The organism is Sphingomonas changnyeongensis (assembly GCF_009913435.1).
GTDB lineage: Bacteria > Pseudomonadota > Alphaproteobacteria > Sphingomonadales > Sphingomonadaceae > Sphingomonas_B > Sphingomonas_B changnyeongensis.
In genome coordinates, this window is the sequence record NZ_CP047895.1 from 416,711 (window position 1) to 435,000 (window position 18,290).

Consider the following 18,290-nt stretch of genomic DNA (forward strand, 5'->3'; position numbering starts at 1 on the left):
GGTGCCGTTCTTCCTAAACGAACACACCCGGTGCCGCGACACACACCCGCACTCTCCCGTCAGGGGATTGCGCGGGCCAGTTCGTCGCGGAACCGGGGATGGGCGATCGCGGCCAGCGCCTCGGCGCGCTGGCGCAGGCTTTTGCCATCGAGATCGACCGCGCCATATTCGGTGACGATGGTCTGCGCGTCGTTGCGCGGCGTCGTCACCGGTCCGGCGAGCGCGGGCACGATGCGCGACACAGTGCCGTCGCGCGCGGTCGACGGACAGGCGATGATCGACCGTCCTCCGCGCGAGGCGCGCGCGCCGCGCACGAAATCAAGCTGTCCGCCCGCGCCGCTATACTGGCGGCCGAGCAGATGTTCGGAGTTGCACGCCCCCGACAGATCGACCTCCAGCGTCGCATTGACCGACACGACGCCGTCATTCTTGGCGATGTGGCGGGGATCGTTGACGATATCGACGGGTGCCGAATGGATCGACGGATTGTCGTCGAGGAAATCATAAAAGGCGCGATCCCCCATCGCGAAGGTGAACACGCTGCGCCCCTGAAAGGTCGTCTTGCGCCGGTTGCTGACCGCGCCCGAGGCGATCAGCGCCGCCATCGCCGGGGTCATTAGCTCGGTATGGATGCCCAGATCGCGCCGGTCGCCGAGCAGCGCGCACACCGCATTGGGCAGGCCGCCAATGCCCATCTGCAGGCACGCCCCGTCGCCGATCATGCCGGCGACGATATGGGCGATGGCCTGTTCCTCAGCCGAAGGCGGCGGGAAAGCGAGATCGGGCAGCGGTGTTGCGCTTTCGACGATCGCATCGACTTCGGACACATGCAGCAGCGAATCGCCCAGCACGCGCGGCATGTTGGGATTGACCTCGACGATCAGCCGGCGGGCGGCGCGGGCGACACGGGTCGCATAGTCGTTGGACGTGCCGAAGGTGAACCAGCCATGCCGGTCCATCGGCGACACGGTGACGATGAACGCATCGGGCTGCACGCACGCGGCAAGCAGCCGGGGCGCGGCGCTGAACGCGGTCGGCACGAACTCGACCGGGCGGCGGCCCTCGGCATCGCCCTTGCGGATCAGCGCGCGCTCGATTGCGGTCAGGAACATGCAGTGGGGGCGGATGCGGTCGAGCAGCTCGTAACGCAGCACGGTCTGCGCGGCATGAACCAGCGAATGGAAATACCAGAGGTTGAACCCGGCGAGCCCGCCGCCTTCCACCCGCGCGGCCAGCGCCGCGAGCAGCGCCGGCGGCTCGGCAATCGCCATGCCCATCACCACATTGGCGCCGGCGGCGATGCCGGCGACCGCCGCCTCCGCGCTGACCAGCCGCGACCGGTAATCCTCGGCGGCGCTCATTGCGCCATCTGGCCCTCGCACACCACGACCCGGTAGGGCAGCCTCTCTCCGTCCGGCTCGGTGATCGTCACATATTCGCCGGGCTTCAGCCGGTGGGTTTCGAGGTGGAACAGATCCTCGTCATCGGCATCGCCCAGCGCATAGCTGAACGCCCAGCCCCGCCCCTTGCGGACCAGATAGCCGGACCGGTCGCGCTCGTTCGGCCAGTGGCGGCGCACGGTCGCCAGCGCCGGCTGGCGGCTGAGCGCCGCCTCGTCCAGCAGCCCCTCACCGTCGAGCGGCAGATGCAGCAGATAGGCCCGGCTCGCCGACCCGTTGGGAAAACCGGGGGCGCGGGCAAGTTCGAGGCGGACGGTTTTCCAGCTCATGGCACGAAAGCTGCCCGAGCGGGCCGCCGGGCCGATATACGCATTGATACGGAGCGCCAATCTGGCAAGGAATGCCCATGGCCTTTTCCAAGTCGTCAATGGCCCGGCTGTCGGACGCGCATCTGCGCTCGATCCTGTCGACCGTGCCCGATGCGATGGTGGTGATCGACTCGAGCGGGACCATCCAGTCGTTCAGCACCGCCGCCGAGCGCATGTTCGGCTATGGCGAGGCCGAGGTGCTGGGCGAGAATGTCAGCATGCTGATGCCCTCGCCCGACCGCGAGCGGCACGACAGCTACATGCACCATTACATGACGACCGGCGAACGCCGGATCATCGGCATCGGCCGGCTGACGACCGCGCGGCGGCGCGACGGCACGACCTTTCCGATCGAACTGGCGATCGGCGAGGCGCGCGCCGGCGCGGAACGGCTGTTCACCGGCTTCATCCGCGACCTGACCGAACGCCAGCAGACGCAGCGCCGGTTGCAGGACCTGCAGGCCGAACTGGGCCATGTCGGCCGGGTGAGCGCGATCGGCACGCTGGCCGCGGCGCTGGCGCACGAACTGAACCAGCCGCTGTCGGCGATCTCCACCTATATGGAGGCGGCGCGCGACCTGCTCGACGATCCGACGCCCGAGACGCTGGCGATGATCCGCGAGGCATTCACCGAAAGCGCGGCGCAGGCGATCCGCGCCGGGCAGATCGTCCGCCGCCTGCGCGACTTCATCGCCCGCGGCGAGGCCGAACGGCGGATCGAAAGCCTGAGGGTGCTGCTCAACGAAGCCAATGCGCTGGCGCTTGCCGGCGGCGGCGATCACGGCGTCGACGTGCTGGTGGATCTGGCCCCGGCGGCCGATCTGGTGCTGGTCGACCGCATCCAGGTGCAGCAGGTGTTCCTCAATCTGGTGCGCAACGCCATCGAGGCGATGGAGGGGGCCGAGGTCCGCAAGCTCGAGATTCGCGCCGAGCCCGCGCCGGACGGCATGGTCCATATCAGCATTGCCGACAGCGGCCCCGGCCTCGCCCCCGCCATTGCCGCCAATCTGTTCGAACCCTTTCAAAGCACGAAGGAAAGCGGCATGGGGCTGGGGCTGTCGATCTGCCGCACGCTGATCGAGGCCCAGGGGGACGGATCTGGGCCGAGCCGTCGGCGCTGGGCGGGACGGCGTTTCATTTCACCCTGATCGCGGCCAATGGAGAGGCGCATGGCTGAACGGCAAGTCTATGTGGTCGACGATGACGAGGCGATCCGCCGGTCGCTGAGCTTCATGCTGCGCACCTCGGGCCACAAGGCGGACCTGTTCACCTGTGGCGAGGATTTCCTGAAGGCGGGGCCGAAGCTCGCGCCCGGCTGCGTGCTGCTCGACATCCGCATGGACGGGATGGACGGGCTGCAGGTGCAGGCGGCGATGGCCGAACGCGGCATCGGCCTGCCGGTGATCGTGATGACCGGGCATGGCGACATTGCCCTTGCCGTCCGGGCGATGAAGGCGGGCGCGGTCGATTTCCTTGAAAAGCCGTTTGAAAAGGCGGTGGTGCTGGCCGCGCTCGACCAGGGCTTTGCCCGCATCGACCGGTCGGACCTGAGGCGGCTGCGCGCCGACGAGGCCCGCACCCGGATCGAGGCGCTGACCCCGCGCGAGCGCGACGTGCTGCGCGGGCTGGTCGAGGGGCTGCCCAACAAGTCGATCGCCTATGATCTGGGCATCAGCCCGCGCACCGTGGAAATCCACCGCGCCAATGTGATGCAGAAGCTTGCCGTCAAAAGCCTGTCGGAGGCGCTGCGCATCGCCTTTGCCGCCGAACTGGGCGAGGAACGCGAAGGCGGCGGGGACACCGAACCCGGCGGCGACACCGCGTTCTAGAGCCGCCGGGCGATCCCACCCGGCTTGAAAACGCTCTAGGTAGCTTTCCGGGTCGCATCGCCCCGCGTGCAGGCCCATCATCCGGCCACCGGCAACCGGACGGGAGGGCGGGGTGATGCGCGAAGATGCGGCAAATGCGGCCGGGCGGTCGGGCGCGGACAGAATGTCGCACGCCCCCGGTTCGGACGGGTCGCCCCGGGCGGCTGGGTTCGCGGACGTCGCAATCGCGATCTGGTTCTGGCCCTGGCTGCTCGCACCGGCGATCGCGGGGGCCGCGCAGGCGCTGTTCGGTCTGGCGTCCCATCCGGCCCATCATGCCCAGCTGCCGATGCCCGACACCATTGCCGCGCATGACGATCATGGCCTGTTCGCCTGAGCGCGGGCCGCGTGCGCGGCCGCCTGACCCGCATAACATAGATGAGGGTTGTCGGGTCATTCGGTCGTTAACGGAGCATGGATGACATTTGGCCCCCTTGTCCTGAAACTCGCGGCCTTTGCCCGGCTGTCGCAAGACGATCGGGCGGCGCTTGACAGGCTGGCCCGCAACCAGCGCGACATCGCGCCGCGCCGCGACCTGATCCGCGAGGGCGATCAGCCGCGCTTCGTCCATCTGATCGTCGATGGCTGGGCCTGCCGCTACAAGACGCTGCCCGATGGGCGGCGACAGATCGTCGCGATCTTCCTGCCCGGCGATCTGTGCGACCTCAATGTCTATGTGCTGCGCGAAATGGATCACAGCGTCGGTGCGATCACGCGGCTGCGCGTCGCCGATATCTGCCGCGAGGACATGGCCGGGCTGACCGAGGCGCATCCGCGCATCACCCAGGCGCTGTGGTGGCATGAGCTGGTGACCGCCGCGATCCAGCGCGAATGGACGCTCAATCTGGGCCAGCGTTCGGCCTATGAGCGGATCGCCCATCTGCTGTGCGAGCTGTTCATGCGGCTGCAGCTGGTCGATCTGGTGCGCGCCGATTCCTGCGATTTCCCGATGACGCAGAACGACATTGCGGACGCCACCGGCCTGACCCCGGTGCATGTCAACCGCACGCTGCAGGAGCTGCGCCGGGCGGGGCTGATCGTGCTGCAGGGCCGCACCCTCACCATCCCCGATCTGAAGGCGCTGCAGGCAGCCGCGCTGTTCAGCGCCAATTACCTGCATCTGGGGCGGGACGGCCGCCATCTCGACGCCAATGACTGAGGCCGCCGAAGACCCCGAGCGCGAGCGGCTGAGGCTGGCGCTCGAGGTCGGGCGGCTGGCGACATGGGACTGGGAACTCGACAGCGGCCATGTCGTCTGGAACGACGAGCATTACCGGATGCAGGGCTATGCGGTGGGTGAAGTCGCGCCCAGCTTCGCCGCCTGGGCGGCGCGCGTGCATCCCGATGATCTGGACGCGGTGGTGGCGGCGATCGAGGCGGCGCGCGACAGCCGCACCGACTATCGGCGCACCTTCCGCAACCTGCTGCCCGGCGATGTGGTGCGCTGGGCCTCGGCGCGCGGGCGGTTCTTCTACGCCGCCGACGGCAAGCCGCTGCGCATGATCGGGGTGATGGAGGACGTGACCGAGGCGCGGCTGGCGCAGGAAGCGCTGGCCGACCGCGAACGCCGGCTGCGCGCGCTGGTGGCCGAGCTGCGCGACCGGGTGCGCAACACGCTGGCCCGCATCCGTGCGATCGTGCGCAGCACCGCAGGCGCAGCGGGATCGGTCGAGGATCTGACCGCGCGGCTGATCGGCCGGGTCGAGGCGGTGTCGCGCATCCAGAGCGCGGTGACGCGCGACCCGTCAGCCGGGGTCGATCTGGCCGGCCTGATCCGTGACGAGCTGCTTGCCCATGCGCTGCGCGACGGCCCGGTGATGACGGTGCGCGGGCCGGATCTGCTGCTGGCCGTCCCGGTTGCCGAGATGATGAGCCTCGCGGTCCATGAACTGACGGCCAATGCCGTCGCCCATGGCGCGCTGGGCAAGGATGATGGCCGGCTTGATCTGGGCTGGGATATCGACGGCGATGGCCATTTCCACCTGCGCTGGCGCGAATATGGCAGCGTCGCCCCGCCTGCCCCCAGCGAAGGGTTCGGGCTCGATCTGCTGCTGCGCACCTTGCCGCGCGATCTGGGCATGACCACCAGGCTGGCGTTCGAGCCGCATGGCATCAGCTTCGACCTGGAGGGACCGGCGGCCAGGCTGACCATGCCCACGGACACCCAGGCCGCAACCGCACGCGGCTGAGCGTCTCCACCGACACGATCCCCAGTCGCGGATGACGACAGGGGTTCGGCCGGGGTTCGGCAGGGACGGCCCTGGGGGGGCCGCCCCCGGCCGGGATCAGTTGCCCGGACTTGCTTCCGGTGCCGGATCAGCAGCAGCGGCGCGCGGACGACGGGTGCGACGGCGCGGGGCCTCGGCGCCACCATCGTCATTCCCGGCATCGCCCCCGCCAGCGGCAGGTTCGATGGCGATGGCGGGCGGCAGGCGATCGGCCTCGATCGCGGGCGCGTCGCCATTCTCGTCTTCCTCGCGGCGGCGGCGCGGGCGGCGGGTGCGGCGCGTTTCGCCATCCCCATCGGCATCGGCCTCGGCCGGCGACGGCGCGGCGGGCGCGCTGCCCTGCCCGTCATCGGCGCTGCGCCGGGGGGCGCGTTCGCGCTGTTCGGGGCGACGCTGGGGCCGGGCCTCGGGCGCGGCGTCAAACTCTTCGCCCTCGTCGAAATCATCCTCGGCGGCTTCGTCGCGCGGGCGGCGCTGATCCTCGAAACGGGCGCGGGATTCGCTCAGCACGCGGAAATAATGATCGGCGAACTGGAGATAATATTCGGTGGTGACCCGATCCCCCGCCATCTGGGCGTCGCGCGCGAGATTTTTATATTTCTCGTGCAGCTGCTGTGCATTGCCGCGGGCGCGATTGTCGATCCGGTTGCCCTGCTCGGGACGCCCCGGATTGCCCTGCGGCCGCTGGCCGCCACGACCGCGACGGCGGCCGCCCTGACGATTGTTGATCAACGGATTTCCTCGTCTTAAGCCCAGTTACGTTACGTTCGGCTCCGCCTGTTCGCCTTGCGGCCCCATGCGGCACGCCCGGCGACGGACCGGGCGTCATGGCACCGGGCGTCGTGCGCGTCCGCCATCTGCCAGCGCGGCCGGGTGATACCGCGTCACAGCTTTGGGGATGAACGGGACGCCCACTGCTCTGGAACCGATGCCTGATGGAGCGCTGGTTCGAACGAAGGGGGCCCTGTTCTGGCTCCGCATGTAGAGGCTCAAGGGTTAAAAACCAAGCGCAAAGATCGCCGCGGACAGCCAAATCACACCGCATCCGGGGCGGGCGGACGGGTGAGAATCAGGCACCGGTCACGCCCGCCAAGATCGCGGCGGCAGGCAACCGCCAGCCCGGCCCCGGCGAACAGCGCCCCCGCCCCGGCGCGCTGGTCCGCCCCGATCTCGACCGCCGCCACCCCTGCGGGCGCAAGCAGCGCGGCAATGATGGGGGCGAGCCGGCGATAATCGTCCAGCCCGTCGGCGCCCGCGAACAGCGCCGAGGCGGGTTCGTGCCGCGCCACCTCGTCCGGCAGGTCGGCATCCGCCTCGACATAGGGCGGGTTGCACAGGATGAGATCGAACCGGCCGGTGAGCGCCGATGCCCAGTCGCCCTGCACCAGCGCGGCGCGGCCGCCAAAGCCCCGCGCATTGGCGCGCGCATAGCCAAGCGCGGCGTCCGACCGGTCCACCCCCACCCCCCATGCGCCGGGCCAGTGATCGAGCGCGGCGAGCAGCAGCGCCCCCGATCCGGTGCCGAGATCGAGGATCCGCTCGGGCGCGCGCGCACCGAAATGGTCGATCGCCGCCTCGATCAGCGTCTCGCTGTCGGGCCGGGGAATGAGCACGCCGGGGCCGACCGCCAGATCGAGCGTCCAGAAGGCGCGCGTACCGGTCAGATAGGCGACGGGCGTGTGCGCCAGCCGCTGCGCGACCAGCCGGTCGAACGCGGGCGGCACCGCCGCCGCGCCGCCCAGCAGCAGCGCCTCGCGCGTGATCCCAAGCGCATGGGCAAGCAGCAGCTCGGCATCGAGCCGGGGGGTCGGCGACACCGCCGCCAGCCGGCCGGCCGCCTCACGCAGCGCGCCGGCAGCATCGGGGGCAGACGCGGAGTCAGGGGGCATGGCCGCCACCGGCTCAGCCGTCGAGATTGGCGAGCCGCGCCGCCTGATCCTCGGCGATCAGCGCGTCGACCAGCTCGTCAAGCTGCCCCTCCAGAATCTCGGGGAGCCGGTGCAGCGTCAGGTTGATCCGATGGTCGGTCACCCGGCCCTGCGGGAAGTTGTAGGTGCGGATCCGCTCCGACCGGTCGCCCGAGCCGACCATCGACCGGCGCGCGCCGGCGCGTTCATTGGCCAGCCGCTCGCGCTCCAGCTCATAGAGCCGGGTGCGCAGCACCTTCATCGCCTTGGCGCGGTTCTTGTGCTGCGAGCGTTCGTCCTGCTGGATGACGACCAGCCCGGTCGGCAAATGGGTGATGCGCACCGCCGAATCGGTGGTGTTGACGTGCTGTCCCCCGCGCCTGACGAGCGATAGATGTCGATCCGCAGATCCTTGTCGTCGATCTGCACATCGACATCCTCGGCCTCGGGCAGCACGGCGACCGTCGCGGCAGAGGTGTGGATGCGCCCGCCGCTCTCGGTCGCGGGCACGCGCTGCACGCGGTGGACGCCGCTTTCATATTTCAGCCGCGCGAACACGCCCTGCCCCGCCACGCTGGCGATCACTTCCTTGTAGCCGCCGATATCGGACGCGCTGGCGGAGATGATCTCGACCCGCCAGCCGCGCTGGTCGGCATAGCGCTGATACATGCGCAGCAGATCGCCGGCGAACAGCGCCGCCTCGTCGCCGCCGGTGCCGGCGCGGATTTCGAGCATCGCCGCGCGCTCGTCGGCGGCGTCGCGCGGCAGCAGCCGGATCGCCAGCTCGCGCTCGGCATCGGGCAGGCGCGCGCGCAGCAGCGCCAGCTCGTCACCGGCCAGTTCGCGCATCTCGACCTCGGCCGCCGGATCGTCGATCAGCGCGGCAAGCGTCGCCAGCTCGTCACGCAGCTGGCGCACCATGCCCGCCGCCTCAGCAACCGGCTCCAGCTCGGCATATTCCTTGGACGTCTGGACGAACCGCTCGGGCGGCAGGTCGCCGGTCGCCATCAGCGCCTGCAACTCATCCCGCCGCGCCTCGATCGCAGCGATCCGCTCGGCGGAAATGCGGGTCATTCGGCCTTCGGAGCCTCGGCAGCAGGCCCAGTGGTCAAGGCGTTATATGGCGCAGGCAGATCTGCTAGAACGTTCTTATAGAGGATGCTGCCGTCGGTTCGGTCGCCATGGACGGCGGTGAGGTGCAGCCGGTCAGATGCCGTCGTCGGGCGAACGTACAGGACCGCTTGCACACCCTTTTTCTTGGCAGCTTCCAGCCGCTTCTTGGCATTCCCGCGATACGCCATTTCGATCTCCCATCCTGCGCGCCGCAGATGGGCGGCAATGGAGATCGCTTCGCCCTCGACGTTCGGATCGTCTGGAATCACCGCAAGAAAACGGGATCGATCGACCACCGGCGCGTCGATCAGCATCGCCAGCCGTTCGATCCCCGCCGCCCAGCCGACAGCCGGGGTCGCGGGACCGCCCAGCGCCTCGATCAGCCCGTCATAACGGCCGCCGCCCAGCACCGTGCCCTGCGCGCCCAGCCGGTCGGTCACGAACTCGAACGCCGTGTGGCGGTAATAATCGAGCCCGCGCACCAGCCTGGCATTGCGCGTCCAGGCGACGCCGGCGGCGTCCAGCCCACGCGTCACCGCCTCGAAAAACTGCCCGGCCTCGACCGACAGATAATCGTCGATCACCGGCGCGGCATCGGCGAGCGCGCGGTCGCGCGGGTCCTTGGAATCAAGGATGCGCAGCGGATTGCGGTCGAGCCGGTCGCGGCTGTCCTCCGACAGCGCATCGCGGTGGGCATCGAAATGGGCGATCAGCGCCGCACGCCACGCATCGCGGCTGGCGGCATCGCCCAGCGTGTTGAGCTGCAGCGTCACCCCTTCGGCCACGCCCAGCGCATGGAGCAGCTGGTCGGCCATCGTCAGGATCTCGACATCGGCGGCCGGCTCAGCGGCGCCGATCACCTCGGCGTCGATCTGGTGAAACTGGCGGAACCGGCCCTTTTGCGGGCGTTCATAGCGGAACAGCGGGCCATGGGTGACGAGCTTGAGCGGCGCATATTGCTGCCACCCCTCGGTCAGATAGGCGCGCGCGATGCCCGCGGTGAACTCGGGCCGGAGCGTCAGCGAATCGCCGCCCCGGTCGAGAAAGCTGTACATTTCCTTGGACACGACATCGGTGGTCTCGCCCAGCGAGCGGGCGAACACGGCGGTCGCCTCGAACACCGGCACCTCGACGCGCTGGAACGCGAACAGCCGGCGCACCGCCTCGAACGTGTCGACCACTTTCTGGAACCGGGCCTGGGTTTCGCCCAGCATGTCCTGCGTGCCCCGGATCGGCCGGGGCGTTTCGATTTTCGCCATGGCCCGCTCTCTAGAGCCTGATCGGTTGAGGTGGAAGCGCTATGCGCGGTCGCGGGGCGCGTCGATCAGCCTCGCTCCGCTGCGCTCGGGGCGGCCCATGCGGATCGGGGCTTTGCGGCGTGGGACGAAGGGGTTAGCGATGGCGCATGACCAAGATGCTGACTGCCCTCCTCCTCGGCACCGCGCCGCTTTCCGCCGCCACAGCGCTCCACACCCCGCTGGCCGCCCCTCACGCCGACGGCGCGGGCGCGCCGGGCAACAGCCAGCCTGCGGCCTTTGCCATGGACCAGCGCCTGCCCCAGCCGCGCGACATCGCCTATCCGGGCACGATCCGGCTGGACGTGGACGCGACCGACACGGCGCGCGGCATCTTCCGCGTGCGCGAGCGGATTCCGGTCGCCGCCCCCGGCCCGATGACGCTGCTGTTCCCCAAATGGCTGCAGGGCAATCACGCCCCGCGCGGCGAGATCGAAAAGCTGGCCGGCCTGACCATCCGGGCGCGCGGCCGCGAGCTCGCATGGCGGCGCGATCCGTTCGACGCCTATGCCTTTCATGTCGATGTGCCAACGGGGGTCGAGGCGCTGGAGCTGAGCTTTGAGTTCCTGTCCGCAACCGCGCCGGGCCAGGGGCGGATCGTCGTCACGCCCGACATGCTGAACCTGCAGTTCAACTCCGTCTCGCTCTATCCGGCGGGCTATTATGCGCGCCGCATCCCCGTGGAGGCGCGGGTGACCTATCCGGCCGGGTGGACGGCGGCATCGGGCCTGCCGGCGACGGTCGACGGGCAGGTCTATCGCTATCAGCGCACCGATTACGAGACGCTGCTCGATTCGCCGGTGTTTGCCGGGCGGCATTTCCGCGCCGAACAGCTGGCCCCGGACGTGCGGCTGAACATGGTCGCCGATTCCGCCAGCGACCTGGCCGCCGCGACGCCCGAACAGATCGACGCGCATCGCCGGCTGGTCGATCAGGCGATCAAGCTGTTCGGCGCGCGCCATTACGACCGGTACGAGTTTCTGCTCGCGCTGACCGACCAGATGGGCGGGATCGGCCTTGAACATCATCGCAGCTCGGAAAATGGCGTCGATCCCGATTATTTCCGCAAATGGAATGACGGGCCGGGCCGGCGCAACCTGCTGCCGCACGAGTTCGCGCACAGCTGGAACGGCAAATATCGCCGCCCCAAGGGGCTGTGGGTGCCCGATCACAACACCCCGACCCGCAACAGCCTGCTCTGGGTCTATGAAGGCCAGACCCAGTTCTGGGGCTATGTGCTGGGTGCGCGGTCGGGGCTGTTCACGAAGCAGGAGACGCTCGATGCCTTCGCCGCCATCGCCGCCGGGCTGGACCAGCGCCCGGCGCGCAGCTGGCGGCATCTGGAAGACACCACCTATGATCCGGTGATCTCCGCGCGGCGGCCCAAGGGCTGGACCAGCTGGCAGCGGTCCGAGGATTATTACAGCGAGGGGATGCTGATCTGGCTGGAGGCCGATGCGCTGCTGCGCCGGCTGACCGGCGACGCGCGCGGGATGGACGATTTCGCCCGGGCGTTCTTTGGCGGCCGCGACCGCGACTGGGGCGTCGTCACCTATGATCTGGACGACATCGTCCAGACGCTTGGCCAGCTCGCCCCCTATGACTGGGCGGGCTTCCTGAAAGCGCGCCAGTTCGAACATGCCAAGGGCGCGCCGCTCGCCGGGCTGACCGAGAGCGGCTATCAGCTGGTCTATACCGACGAGCCGACCGCCTATTGGCGCGACGTTGAAAAGCGCAGCGGCACCATCGATCTGAGCTTTTCCGGCGGGCTGAGCGTCGACAAGGACAAGAAGATCGCCGGAATCGTCTGGGACAGCCCCGCCTTCAAGGCCGGGCTGACCGTCGGCACCGAGATCGTCGCGGTGGGCGACCGGCCCTATGCGCCCGAACTGCTCAAGGACGCCATCGCCGCCGCGGCGCGCGCGAAGCTGCCCATTCCGCTCACCATCCGCCGCTTCGGCCGGTTCGAACAGCTAAGCCTCGACTGGACGGGCGGGCTGCGCTACCCGCGCCTCGCGAAGACTGGCCCCGCAGAGGGGCCGCTCGACAGGCTGCTCGCCCCCAGGTGAGCCGATTGACAGCATAGCTTCGCCGCCCGCCGCGCCGACCCGCGCGGCGGGCGGCGGCCATGGAGACTGGGATGAACATCGAACTGATTCCGGTGGGCAAGGATCCGCCCCACAACCTCAACGTCGTGATCGAAGTGCCGGTGGGCGGCGAGCCGGTGAAATATGAGTTCGACAAGAAGTCGGGCGCATTGTTCGTCGACCGCATCCTGCACACGCCGATGCGCTATCCGGCCAATTACGGCTTTGTGCCCGGCACGCTGTCGCCCGATGGCGACCCGCTCGACGCGCTGGTCGTCGCGCGCTCGCCCTTCATTCCGGGCTGCGTGGTGCGGGTGCGGCCGATCGCGGTGCTGATGCTGGAAGACGAAGCCGGCGGCGATGAAAAGCTGCTGACCGTGCCGGTCGACCAGACCTTCCCTTATTATTCAAACGTCGAGGAACATCACGACCTGCCCGAGATCGTGATGAAGCAGATCGAGCATTTCTTCACCCATTACAAGGACTTGGAGTCCGAGAAATGGGTGCGCGTCGGCCATTGGGAAAATGCCGAATATGCGCGCAAGATCGTGGTCGAGGCGATCGAACGCGCACAGGCGGCCAAGGCCGGCGCGGCCTGACCGGCCGGGCCTCCGCCCGCTGACACGAAAAAAGGGCCTCTCCCCGGCGGGAGAGGCCCTTTTCCTGTGCCGGATCGTGCCGGTCAGCGCGGCGACATGCGGATCGCGCCGTCGAGGCGCACATCCTCGCCGTTGAAATAGCCGCATTCGATCATCGTCAGCGCGAGCTGGGCATATTCATCGGGCTTGCCCAGCCGCTTGGGGAAGGGCACCGAAGCCGCCAGCGCATCCTTGACGTTCTGCGGCGCGGCCTGAAGCAGCGGCGTGTCGAAGATGCCGGGCAGGATGGTGTTGATCCGGATGCCCTCGCCCATCAGGTCGCGGGCGATCGGCAGCGTCATGCCGACAACGCCGCCCTTCGACGCCGAATAGGCGGCCTGGCCGATCTGGCCATCCTCGGCCGCGACCGAGGCGGTGTTGACGATCGCGCCGCGTTCGCCGTCTTCCATCGGATCGAGCGTCAGCATGCCCGCCGCCGACTTGGCGATGCAGCGGAAGGTGCCGACCAGGTTGATCTGGACGATCCAGTTGAACGCATCGAGCGGGAAATGCTTGATCGAGCCGTCTTCCTTGGAGCGGCTGGCGGTCTTGATCGCATTGCCGGTGCCGGCGCAGTTGACCAGGATCCGCTCCTGGCCATGGGCGGCGCGCGCCTTGGCAAAGCCGGCATCGACCGATTCGTCCGACGTCACATTCACTTCGCAGAACACGCCGCCAATCTCGCGCGCGACCGCTTCGCCCTTTTCGGCCTGCAGGTCGAAGATCGCGACCTTGACGCCCTTGGCCGCCAGCGCGCGCGCCGTCGCGGCGCCAAGGCCGGACGCACCGCCGGTGATCACCGCGGCGATATCGGAACCGAGTTTCATGCTGCTCCTCTCTCTTTTGTTCAGCGCCCGGAGCCACTCCGGGGTTCGGGGATGGAAAGCGGCCCCGGCTGCGTCATGCCGCGCCGGGGCCGGATGCGGTCAGAGCCGCTCGATGATGGTGACGTTGGCGAGGCCGCCGCCTTCGCACATCGTCTGCAGGCCGTAGCGGCCCTTGTGGCGGCGCAGCGCATGCACGAGCGTCGCCATCAGCTTCGCCCCCGACGCGCCGAGCGGATGACCGAGCGAGATCGCGCCGCCATGGACGTTGAGCTTGGCCGGATCGCCGCCGACATGCTTGAGCCAGGCGAGCGGCACCGGCGCGAACGCCTCGTTCACCTCGTAAAGATCGATGTCGTCGATCTTCAGCCCCGCGCGCTTCAGCGCCCTGTCGGTCGCAAACAGCGGCTCTTCGAGCATGATGACCGGATCGCCGCCGGTGACGGTGACATTGTGGATGCGCGCGAGCGGCGTCAGGCCATGGTCCTTGAGCGCCTGTTCCGACACGATCATCACCCCCGACGCGCCGTCGCAGATCTGCGACGCGTTGGCGGCGGAAATCATGCCGCCTTCGGCCAGCAGCTTGACCGACTGGATGCCCTCGAACGTGGCGTCATGGCGGATGCCTTCATCGGTGCGGTGCAGCTCGGTGCCCTCGGGCGTTTCGATTTCGAGTGCCACGATCTCGTCGGCAAAGGCGCCGGCCGCGGTCGCCGCCGCTGCCCGGCGATGGCTTTCGAGCGCGAACTGGTCGAGCTGGTCGCGGGTGAAGCCATGCTTGCGGGCAAGCATCTCGGCGCCCATGAACTGGCTGAACTGGATGCCCGGATAACGGGCCTCCTGGCGCGGGCTCTTCGCCTTGCCAAGGCCCGCCTGCGCGAACAGCGCGCCCGTCGAGCCCATCGGCACGCGGGTCATCGATTCGACGCCGGCCGCGATCACCACATCCTGGGTGCCCGACAGCACGGCCTGGGCGGCGAACTGGATCGACTGCTGCGACGAACCGCACTGGCGGTCGATGGTGACGGCCGGGATGCTTTCGGGCAGCTTCGACGCCAGCACCGCGCCGCGCCCGACCTGGAAGCTCTGCTCGCCCCCCTGACTGACACAGCCCATGATCACATCGTCGATCGCCCTGGGGTCGATCCCCGTGCGGTCGACCAGGCTGTTGAGCACTTCACCCGCCATGTCGGCCGGATGCCAGCCCGCAAGCTTGCCACCACGTTTGCCGCCGGCGGTGCGGACCGCCTGAACGATATAGGCTTCTGCCATCGCTTCCTCTCCCGTTTTCGGTTTCGTCATCAACTCTTGCCGATCCGCTCGCGCCCGGCAAGAATAAAGTGACGTTTACGTGAGGGGAAAAGGTGACATGACCATGACAGTCAGCGCGGCACTTGCCGCGCGCCGCTCGGTGCGGGGATTTCTCGACCGGCCGGTCGATCCGGAGCTGATCCGCGATCTGGTCGGGCGCGCGGCGCGGGCGCCCTCGGGCGGCAACCTGCAGCCCTGGCATATCGACGTGGTCGGCGGCGCGGCGCTGGAAGGGTTCAAGCGCGAAATGGCCGCGCAGATCATGGCCGGGCACAGCGAGACCCCGGCCTATGACATCTATCCCCCCGAGCTGAAGGAGCCTTACCGGTCGCGGCGCTTCGCGGTCGGCGAGGCGCTTTACCAGCGCCTCGGCATCCCGCGCGAGGACAAGGCGGCGCGGCGCATGTGGTTTGCGCGCAATTTCGCCTTTTTCGGCGCGCCGGTGGCGCTGTTCTGCACGGTCGACCGGCAGATGGGCCCGCCGCAGTGGAGCGACCTGGGCATGTATCTGCAAAGCCTGATGCTGCTGCTGGTCGAAGCCGGCCTGGCAAGCTGCCCGCAGGAATGCTGGGCGGTTTATCCCGACAGCGTGACGCGGTTCCTGGGCACGCCGCCCGAGCGGATGCTGTTTTGCGGGATGGCGATCGGCTATGAGGCCGCGGACGAGCCGGCCAATGCGCTGCGCGCCGACCGTGCACCGCTGGACGAATGGGCGCATTTTCGTTTCTGACCGGGTGGATCATGTCGGGGGCGGCACGCGCCGTCCCGGCCTGTGCCCACGGCGCCGTCGTCGCCTGACGCGGTGAGGCCGGGGCTGGCGCCCCCGCATCGTGGCCACGCGTTTCCGGCGCGGATCCGCCAGCGTGTTTCTGGGCCAGCACGGCTTGGGGCCAGCCCGGTTTTGAGAATGTGCGGCAACGGATTGGCCGCTATCCCGACAGGATGATCATCGGCCAGCTCGACCTCGCAGTCCGCCTCGGCGCCGCGAGCATCTTTCTCCTGCTCGCATTGCTGCTGCTGGGCCATCGGCGGCAGCTGGGGCTGCCACCGCTTTTGTTTGCGCCGCTGGCGGTGTGCGTCACCGGCTTCGTCCTCGGCAACACGCCGATTTCGGCGCTCCAGCCGGTCGGGCTGGCAAAGGACCTGGCCCATGCCGCAAGCGGCTTCACGGTCATTTTTCTGTGGTGGTTTTCGTTGTCCTGCTTCGACAGCCGCTTCAGGCTGAAGGGCGGCGTCCTGATCATGGGATTGATCTGGGCGGCCCTTGCCATTTGCGATCGCGGCCTGTTTGGCAAGGCGATCGCGGATGTGGAGCTGTCGCGGTGGCTGGTGCCGCTCGGCTTTGCCATTGTCGGCCATCTCGTCTGGCGACTTCTTGGCGAGCGCCAGGGCGATCTGATCCAGCAGCGCCATGACGCGCGGATCCTGGTCGCCATCGTGCTGGGCGGGATGCTCTTCATCGATCTCGCGGCAGACGCGCTGTTCGGCACCGCCTGGCGGCCGCTCGCTTTCTCGCTGGCCCAGAATGTCATGATCCTGATGTTCGGCCTGTGGCTGTCAGTGCGCCTGCTCACCGTGCGGGCCGGGGTGCTGAGCTTCGGCGTGGCCGAACCGGCGGCGGTGCCCGGCATGTCGCCGCCGCATGACGCGCAGGGCGCTGATCAGGAACTGCGCCGCCGATTGTCGGTCCTGATCGACACCGACCATGTCTATCGCGACCCCGAACTGACCTTCGCCCGCTTCGTCGACCTGATGGGCGCGCCGGAACGGTCCGTCAGGATGCTGGTCAATCAGCAGCTGGGATATGATCATTTCCGCACCTTCCTGAACACCCACAGGGTCAGGGAGGCGCGTCGCCTGCTTGAGGAGCGGGATGGCGAAGAGAAGCTCATCGCCATTGCGCTGGACAGCGGCTTTGCCTCGCTCGCCAGTTTCAACCGCGCCTTCCGGGCAATCCAGGGATGCACGCCAAGCGCATACCGGACCGCTGTTCGCCAACATGGCCCGACCGCCCACTATCGGGAACAGCCGGGTTCTGAGGAACGAAAACCCGCCTTCTGAGGAGCCGGATCGGCCCGCACCGTTTAGTTCGGGCGCACACAAGGCGGGAAAGGCAGGCGTGTGAACGGATTGATCGGACTGGCGGGAACCCTGGCGGTTCTGCTGCTGCTGGGAACAATGCTGGGTTGTGCGGATCGCCGCAATTTCGCGCCACGGTGGCTGATCATCGCTGCGCTGATGGTGGCGTTCAATGACGCGCTTCTGACCCGGTGCTACGGCCTGGTGCCCGACCTGATCGGTGGCGAATGGAACTGGCAGGGCAAGCTTGCCGCGCTGCTGGCGACCATCGCGATTGCGGGCCTGCCGGCGCTGGGCTTTCGCCGGGCCGGTTTCACCTTGTCCCACGAACCGGGCAGCATGACCGCCGCGCTGCCGGTCGCCGCCATCTACTGCGCGTTCTTCATGGTGATCGCCATGGCGTTCCCGGCAGACCGGCCCAATGCGGAGCATATCGCGTTCCAGCTGACCATGCCCGGGTTGGAAGAGGAGCCGTTCTACCGCGGCATCCTGCTTCTCGCCCTCGATCAGGCGTTCAGGGGCCGGAAGCGGGTGTTCGGCGTCGACTGGGGCTGGGGCGCGGTGCTGTCATGCGTGCTGTTCGGCATGGCGCATGCCTTCGGCTATTCGAGCGGCGGCTTTTCCCTCGATCCCGTCACCATGGCGCTGACCGGCATTCCGTCGCTGATCGCGATCTGGCTGCGCCTGCGGACGGGAAGCCTGCTCCTCCCGATTGCGCTGCACAACTTCGGCAACGCGTTTTCGTTGCTTGTCTAGCAACGAAGGCCGGGTTGGCGGTCATGGTCGAGAGTCGATCGTGAGCATGGGGCGAAGACGGGGCGATGTGAAGCGCCAGTGCCGACCGCCGGGTCAGGTATTGCCTCGGGCCTCGTCGATTTTGCCGATCCATCCGGTGAGCCCGCACGGTCGTTGGCGTGGGCCTTGGCGTGCGCTTGCGATGGGCCTTTGCTGACCCTCAGCGTTCGTCCAGCGTCGTCTGCCCCGCGTTTTTGCCCGTGATGCCGCGATAGAAGGCGAAGGCCGGGGCCATGTCGGCCTCATAATCGCCCGTGGGGATGATGACCGGACCGATCCCCGAGCGACGCGTCGCATAGTCCATATAGCCGCACACGATCGGCACGCCCGCGCCCAGCGCGATCTGGTAGAAGCCGGTGCGCCAGCGCGTCGCGCGG

General features: G+C 68.4%; 20 protein-coding genes (1 of these 20 cut by a window edge). 10 read left to right on the top strand and 10 right to left on the bottom strand.

Going from position 1 to position 18,290, the window contains the following annotated elements:
- Window positions 1-59: 59 nt before the first annotated feature.
- Both GVO57_RS02060 and GVO57_RS02065 read right to left on the bottom strand, forming a co-directional pair.
- Window positions 60-1,361, bottom strand: coding sequence for an acetyl-CoA hydrolase/transferase family protein (locus GVO57_RS02060; RefSeq protein ID WP_160591429.1), 1,302 nt, complete (start codon window positions 1,359-1,361; stop codon window positions 60-62).
- The gene (locus tag GVO57_RS02065) at window positions 1,358-1,789 is read right to left on the bottom strand and encodes a hypothetical protein (protein WP_233281434.1); all 432 of its coding nucleotides are present in this window, start codon (window positions 1,787-1,789) and stop codon (window positions 1,358-1,360) included. Before GVO57_RS02065 ends, GVO57_RS02060 begins: the two co-directional genes overlap by 4 nt.
- Before the next feature lie 17 nt (window positions 1,790-1,806).
- Between GVO57_RS02065 and GVO57_RS02070 the strand changes: the two genes are divergently transcribed.
- The 5 genes from GVO57_RS02070 (at window position 1,807) to GVO57_RS02090 (ending at window position 5,825) form a co-directional block, all read left to right on the top strand.
- A complete protein-coding gene (locus GVO57_RS02070) occupies window positions 1,807-2,916 on the top strand; it encodes a sensor histidine kinase (RefSeq protein WP_233281435.1) in 1,110 nt (369 codons plus the stop codon).
- Window positions 2,917-2,937: 21 nt separating this feature from the next.
- On the top strand, window positions 2,938-3,597 hold the full coding sequence (locus GVO57_RS02075; RefSeq protein ID WP_160591433.1) for a response regulator transcription factor: 660 nt from the start codon (window positions 2,938-2,940) through the stop codon (window positions 3,595-3,597).
- A 163-nt stretch (window positions 3,598-3,760) separates the two neighbouring features.
- Window positions 3,761-3,973 carry a hypothetical protein gene (locus GVO57_RS02080; protein ID WP_233281436.1) on the top strand — a complete coding sequence of 71 codons (213 nt, stop codon included), beginning with the start codon at window positions 3,761-3,763 and terminating at the stop codon, window positions 3,971-3,973.
- Between the two features lie 81 nt (window positions 3,974-4,054).
- Window positions 4,055-4,795, top strand: coding sequence for a Crp/Fnr family transcriptional regulator (locus GVO57_RS02085; RefSeq protein WP_160591437.1), 741 nt, complete (start codon window positions 4,055-4,057; stop codon window positions 4,793-4,795).
- The gene (locus GVO57_RS02090; RefSeq protein ID WP_160591439.1) at window positions 4,788-5,825 is read left to right on the top strand and encodes a sensor histidine kinase; all 1,038 of its coding nucleotides are present in this window, start codon (window positions 4,788-4,790) and stop codon (window positions 5,823-5,825) included. The genes GVO57_RS02085 and GVO57_RS02090 overlap by 8 nt, the downstream gene beginning before the upstream one ends.
- 96 nt (window positions 5,826-5,921) lie before the next feature.
- On the opposite strand, the gene GVO57_RS02095 is transcribed toward GVO57_RS02090, so the two are convergent.
- From GVO57_RS02095 to hisS, 5 genes are all read right to left on the bottom strand, one after another.
- On the bottom strand, window positions 5,922-6,596 hold the full coding sequence (locus tag GVO57_RS02095; RefSeq protein WP_160591441.1) for a DUF4167 domain-containing protein: 675 nt from the start codon (window positions 6,594-6,596) through the stop codon (window positions 5,922-5,924).
- A 302-nt stretch (window positions 6,597-6,898) separates the two neighbouring features.
- On the bottom strand, window positions 6,899-7,753 hold the full coding sequence (gene prmC, locus GVO57_RS02100; RefSeq protein ID WP_160591443.1) for a peptide chain release factor N(5)-glutamine methyltransferase: 855 nt from the start codon (window positions 7,751-7,753) through the stop codon (window positions 6,899-6,901).
- 13 nt (window positions 7,754-7,766) lie between these two features.
- Window positions 7,767-8,114 (bottom strand): peptide chain release factor-like protein, encoded by a 348-nt coding sequence (locus tag GVO57_RS15550; RefSeq protein WP_407695699.1) that lies wholly within the window; start codon window positions 8,112-8,114, stop codon window positions 7,767-7,769.
- Window positions 8,030-8,845, bottom strand: coding sequence for a PCRF domain-containing protein (locus GVO57_RS02105; protein WP_407695700.1), 816 nt, complete (start codon window positions 8,843-8,845; stop codon window positions 8,030-8,032). The genes GVO57_RS15550 and GVO57_RS02105 overlap by 85 nt, the downstream gene beginning before the upstream one ends.
- Window positions 8,842-10,143, bottom strand: a complete 1,302-nt coding sequence (hisS, locus tag GVO57_RS02110) for a histidine--tRNA ligase (protein WP_160591445.1) — start codon at window positions 10,141-10,143, stop codon at window positions 8,842-8,844. The genes GVO57_RS02105 and hisS overlap by 4 nt, the downstream gene beginning before the upstream one ends.
- Before the next feature lie 146 nt (window positions 10,144-10,289).
- Here hisS and GVO57_RS02115 point away from each other — a divergent pair, with 146 nt between their 5' ends.
- Both GVO57_RS02115 and ppa read left to right on the top strand, forming a co-directional pair.
- Complete coding sequence (locus GVO57_RS02115) at window positions 10,290-12,248, top strand: M61 family metallopeptidase (RefSeq protein ID WP_201752673.1); 1,959 nt, start codon at window positions 10,290-10,292, stop codon at window positions 12,246-12,248.
- A 71-nt stretch (window positions 12,249-12,319) separates the two neighbouring features.
- On the top strand, window positions 12,320-12,865 hold the full coding sequence (ppa, locus tag GVO57_RS02120; protein ID WP_160591447.1) for an inorganic diphosphatase: 546 nt from the start codon (window positions 12,320-12,322) through the stop codon (window positions 12,863-12,865).
- An 83-nt stretch (window positions 12,866-12,948) separates the two neighbouring features.
- On the opposite strand, the gene GVO57_RS02125 is transcribed toward ppa, so the two are convergent.
- Both GVO57_RS02125 and GVO57_RS02130 read right to left on the bottom strand, forming a co-directional pair.
- Entirely contained in the window at window positions 12,949-13,731 is a 783-nt protein-coding gene (locus GVO57_RS02125) for an SDR family NAD(P)-dependent oxidoreductase (protein WP_160591449.1), read from the bottom strand.
- Window positions 13,732-13,830: 99 nt separating this feature from the next.
- Entirely contained in the window at window positions 13,831-15,000 is a 1,170-nt protein-coding gene (locus GVO57_RS02130) for an acetyl-CoA C-acetyltransferase (protein WP_160593770.1), read from the bottom strand.
- A 103-nt stretch (window positions 15,001-15,103) separates the two neighbouring features.
- Here GVO57_RS02130 and GVO57_RS02135 point away from each other — a divergent pair, with 103 nt between their 5' ends.
- The 3 genes from GVO57_RS02135 (at window position 15,104) to GVO57_RS02145 (ending at window position 17,874) form a co-directional block, all read left to right on the top strand.
- On the top strand, window positions 15,104-15,769 hold the full coding sequence (locus tag GVO57_RS02135) for a nitroreductase (protein ID WP_160593771.1): 666 nt from the start codon (window positions 15,104-15,106) through the stop codon (window positions 15,767-15,769).
- Window positions 15,770-15,981: 212 nt separating this feature from the next.
- On the top strand, window positions 15,982-17,100 hold the full coding sequence (locus GVO57_RS02140; RefSeq protein ID WP_160591451.1) for a helix-turn-helix domain-containing protein: 1,119 nt from the start codon (window positions 15,982-15,984) through the stop codon (window positions 17,098-17,100).
- Window positions 17,101-17,160: 60 nt separating this feature from the next.
- On the top strand, window positions 17,161-17,874 hold the full coding sequence (locus tag GVO57_RS02145; protein ID WP_160591453.1) for a CPBP family intramembrane glutamic endopeptidase, BDIM_20840 family: 714 nt from the start codon (window positions 17,161-17,163) through the stop codon (window positions 17,872-17,874).
- A gap of 199 nt (window positions 17,875-18,073) precedes the next feature.
- On the opposite strand, the gene GVO57_RS02150 is transcribed toward GVO57_RS02145, so the two are convergent.
- Window positions 18,074-18,290: the final stretch of a lysophospholipid acyltransferase family protein gene (locus GVO57_RS02150; protein WP_160591455.1), read on the bottom strand. 395 nt of this gene lie beyond the right edge of the window; the window shows 217 of its 612 coding nt (coding positions 396-612); its start codon lies beyond the right edge, outside the window; the stop codon is at window positions 18,074-18,076.

Bases quoted from the DNA above. Each gene is read 5' to 3' on its own strand.
- GVO57_RS02060 (WP_160591429.1), bottom strand. From the start codon at position 1,361: ATGAGCGCCGCCGAGGATTACCGGTCGCGGCTGGTCAGCGCGGAGGCG.
- GVO57_RS02070 (WP_233281435.1), top strand. From the start codon at position 1,807: ATGGCCTTTTCCAAGTCGTCAATGGCCCGGCTGTCGGACGCGCATCTG.
- GVO57_RS02075 (WP_160591433.1), top strand. From the start codon at position 2,938: ATGGCTGAACGGCAAGTCTATGTGGTCGACGATGACGAGGCGATCCGC.
- GVO57_RS02080 (WP_233281436.1), top strand. From the start codon at position 3,761: ATGTCGCACGCCCCCGGTTCGGACGGGTCGCCCCGGGCGGCTGGGTTC.
- GVO57_RS02085 (WP_160591437.1), top strand. From the start codon at position 4,055: ATGACATTTGGCCCCCTTGTCCTGAAACTCGCGGCCTTTGCCCGGCTG.
- GVO57_RS02090 (WP_160591439.1), top strand. From the start codon at position 4,788: ATGACTGAGGCCGCCGAAGACCCCGAGCGCGAGCGGCTGAGGCTGGCG.
- prmC (WP_160591443.1), bottom strand. From the start codon at position 7,753: ATGCCCCCTGACTCCGCGTCTGCCCCCGATGCTGCCGGCGCGCTGCGT.
- GVO57_RS02105 (WP_407695700.1), bottom strand. From the start codon at position 8,845: ATGACCCGCATTTCCGCCGAGCGGATCGCTGCGATCGAGGCGCGGCGG.
- hisS (WP_160591445.1), bottom strand. From the start codon at position 10,143: ATGGCGAAAATCGAAACGCCCCGGCCGATCCGGGGCACGCAGGACATG.
- GVO57_RS02115 (WP_201752673.1), top strand. From the start codon at position 10,290: ATGACCAAGATGCTGACTGCCCTCCTCCTCGGCACCGCGCCGCTTTCC.
- ppa (WP_160591447.1), top strand. From the start codon at position 12,320: ATGAACATCGAACTGATTCCGGTGGGCAAGGATCCGCCCCACAACCTC.
- GVO57_RS02125 (WP_160591449.1), bottom strand. From the start codon at position 13,731: ATGAAACTCGGTTCCGATATCGCCGCGGTGATCACCGGCGGTGCGTCC.
- GVO57_RS02130 (WP_160593770.1), bottom strand. From the start codon at position 15,000: ATGGCAGAAGCCTATATCGTTCAGGCGGTCCGCACCGCCGGCGGCAAA.
- GVO57_RS02135 (WP_160593771.1), top strand. From the start codon at position 15,104: ATGACAGTCAGCGCGGCACTTGCCGCGCGCCGCTCGGTGCGGGGATTT.
- GVO57_RS02140 (WP_160591451.1), top strand. From the start codon at position 15,982: ATGATCATCGGCCAGCTCGACCTCGCAGTCCGCCTCGGCGCCGCGAGC.